General features: G+C 38.1%; 2 protein-coding genes. Both read right to left on the bottom strand.

All coding sequences use genetic code 11. The annotated features are described in order from the left end of the window. Nucleotides 1-263: 263 nt before the first annotated feature. Nucleotides 264-1379 (bottom strand): hypothetical protein, encoded by a 1116-nt coding sequence (locus DLM75_RS23925; protein WP_118971022.1) that lies wholly within the window; start codon nucleotides 1377-1379, stop codon nucleotides 264-266. A 203-nt stretch (nucleotides 1380-1582) separates the two neighbouring features. Next, nucleotides 1583-2527 carry a HEPN domain-containing protein gene (locus DLM75_RS23920; protein ID WP_118971021.1) on the bottom strand — a complete coding sequence of 315 codons (945 nt, stop codon included), beginning with the start codon at nucleotides 2525-2527 and terminating at the stop codon, nucleotides 1583-1585. Nucleotides 2528-2753 lie beyond the last annotated feature (226 nt).

Genomic DNA, 2753 nt, shown 5'->3' with positions numbered 1-2753 from the left:
ATGGAAGCATAATCGTTTGATAATCGGGTATTGACATAGTTTTCCTTATTATTTGGAGCTTTCGCCTAACGAAAGAGACTTCTCGACGTTGCGGCCGCAAGCGCTTATGCGCGACGCGGTTGGAACGAGGTTCGAGCGCCCTTAGGCGCGTCTCGCGAACCGAAGTGACAAAGCAATGTGGCTTTAGCCCGGAGTGAGTCCGAGCGGGAACCGTGAGTGACGAACGGAGCGAGAAGTCGAAGTTAGACGACGTCGCGTAGCAATTAGAATAATAAATCTAATATCGTGTTTGCTTCGACTGGAAATAAAATTTTTGGACTTTTTTTATCCAAATGTTTTAAAACTGCGTTTGTCCGTTTTACTAACGCTCGATCATTGGTAATGAAGAAATCACAGAAAAGAGAATTATTAAAATGGGGCATGTCAAATAACTCTAGAAAGAAACCCTTTTTCTTAACTTCACGCTTTCTTTTTTCTGAATCGGGATAGTAGCCCGCCATTTCAATAATACTTACCATAACCGTTTCTGTCTGAAATTGAAATTGCTTATTCATTGATAATGTTTCAGTGAAATATTCAATCAATTCGGAGTGCGAAGATAAGGAAACAGGAGGTGATTCGGGAAAAATGCCTAAACTCATTTTAAGTGAATTGTCTATCAGCTCACGACATTTATTAATGTTATTTCTGTATTCCTTACTTTTCTTAACATATTCTGGTTTTACTAATTCAAATAGGTCCTCTATTTCCGAATTATTTCTAAGATGATTCCTTGTCATCGTTTTAAGCTGCACTCTTAATTCTTTAAAATCAGATGATGCTTGCTGTAATAATCTAATCGAGCCAGAGCACAGTAATGATAATATTTTACTTCCAGAGTTTTTAAGCTCAACGATTTCCTTAGGAGTAATCTTTTTACTATATTTTTCTGGATGCTGTAAAATCTGGTTAAGTTCTTTTGAAATATCTTCATACGATTTATTATTCATCACTAAAGGACCAAAGCCTATCCTATGAAAAATCTCTCGATTTCTTTCATAAATTCGTAATGCTTCTTGAAATTCAGGGGCCAATTCAAGCTCATTTAATTGAAGATTTTCATAAACGTTGTATGCATCATTAAATACAACAGTGCAATTTTTGCCGTAAGAATAGAGCATCATTCCTTGACTTAGTTTATTGATAATTGAAAGCTCTTTTTTAATTGATTCAGCGTTAGCTCTATTTTTTGTTTCTTGAATATGTGAAACTGAAAAAGGAACAATTATTTTTCTACTTTTAACAAGGGTGCATAGTTTATCGTAAAGAGACGTGCACAGTTTATCTTTTTTTGAAATAAATTCTCCGTAAATATTTTGATCTAAGTAAACTATTTTCATATCTAATAAATCCTAGCGATGTCGTCTAACGAAAGAGACTTCTCGACGTTCGCGTTCCCGAAGCGCCTGTGCGCGAAGGGATTGACGGAGGCTTGAGCGAACCTTAGTGAGCGATTACAAGCCGAACGGCAAAGCGAATGTGGCGAAGCCCGGAGTGAGTCCGAGCGGGAACCGTGAGTGACGAACGAAGCGAGAAGTCGAAGTTATGCGGTGACTGGTGTAAAAACAAATGGTTCAATATTCATTCTGGTACAGATCTGTACTGAGATATAATTTACTACAAAGAGAGAATCCAGATGTGCGCTAATTGCTGACTTTATTGTTTCAGAATGATCATATCGAATCGATGGATCACATTGAATTTTTTTCAGCAGAATAATATCAATTCCAGAAAGAGAGTCTTTATGATTTGCCAGGTTATACAATTCGATCAGATTATGAATTTTAGGGAAACCTCCTGCATATTTTTGCAAGTATAATTTCAAAATCTTTTCGGTCGCTTGCAACGAATTCCATCTTGAAAGACCATAATTTCTATGTCGGCTTCTAATCATTTGCACTGCAGAGTCAATATCTCCTCGTATTTGCGGGATTAGAATTTGATCATCAAGTAATTCTAAATTTCGAAAGCAACCGTAAACTGTAGAAAAAGTATTTATAATATTAAATAGTTCCTCGTTCGACAATGAAGAGGCAAACCCTTTAGTCATATCATCAATGTAATTTACCACGTTAAAAGGTGGTTTTTTTATAAAACTCGTTGATTCATTTAATTCTGCTTTGCAAATGAATTCTAACGTGGCCTGTTTATCTGCAAATGCAGGGCATGTGATCGTCCACACCTCATTTCTTATTAAGATAGCTCCCCTTCCAGGTGAAACATCTAATTTCTGTCTATCTCCGTAACGTTCGTCAAACCAATCATAGATATGACGAGTAAGGTGATCACCGTCAAAGTTGCCAGGTTCTGCTGGAGAAGGGGGACGATATAGACTTAAATTTTTTTTAAGAGATTTTGCTATTATTGCGAATGCACTAAATGAACGTAATGGTATAGGAACATTATCTTGAGAAAGCGCAAAATCAACTTCCTCCATCCAGTTATAGAATTCCTCTTGCGATGTTGGGTTCTTTTCAAATATTTTCATACAAAATATTTACCAGTTGCCGCATAACGAAAGAGACTTCTCGACGTTGCGTCCGCAAGCGCTTGTGCGCGACGCGGTTGGCACGAGGTTCGAGCGTCCTTAGACGCGTCTTGCGAACCGAAGTGACAAAGCAATGTGCCGGAGGCCGAAGTGAGTCCGAGCGGGAACCGTGAGTGACGAACGGAGCGAGAAGTCGAAGTTAGGCGACGTTATGAATTTGCTCTAA

It is taken from the genome of Leptospira stimsonii, from assembly GCF_003545885.1.
GTDB classification, from domain to species: Bacteria; Spirochaetota; Leptospiria; order Leptospirales; family Leptospiraceae; genus Leptospira; species Leptospira stimsonii.
The sequence above is the reverse complement of the archived record's forward strand: the minus strand, read 5'-3'. Positions and strand labels throughout refer to the sequence as shown.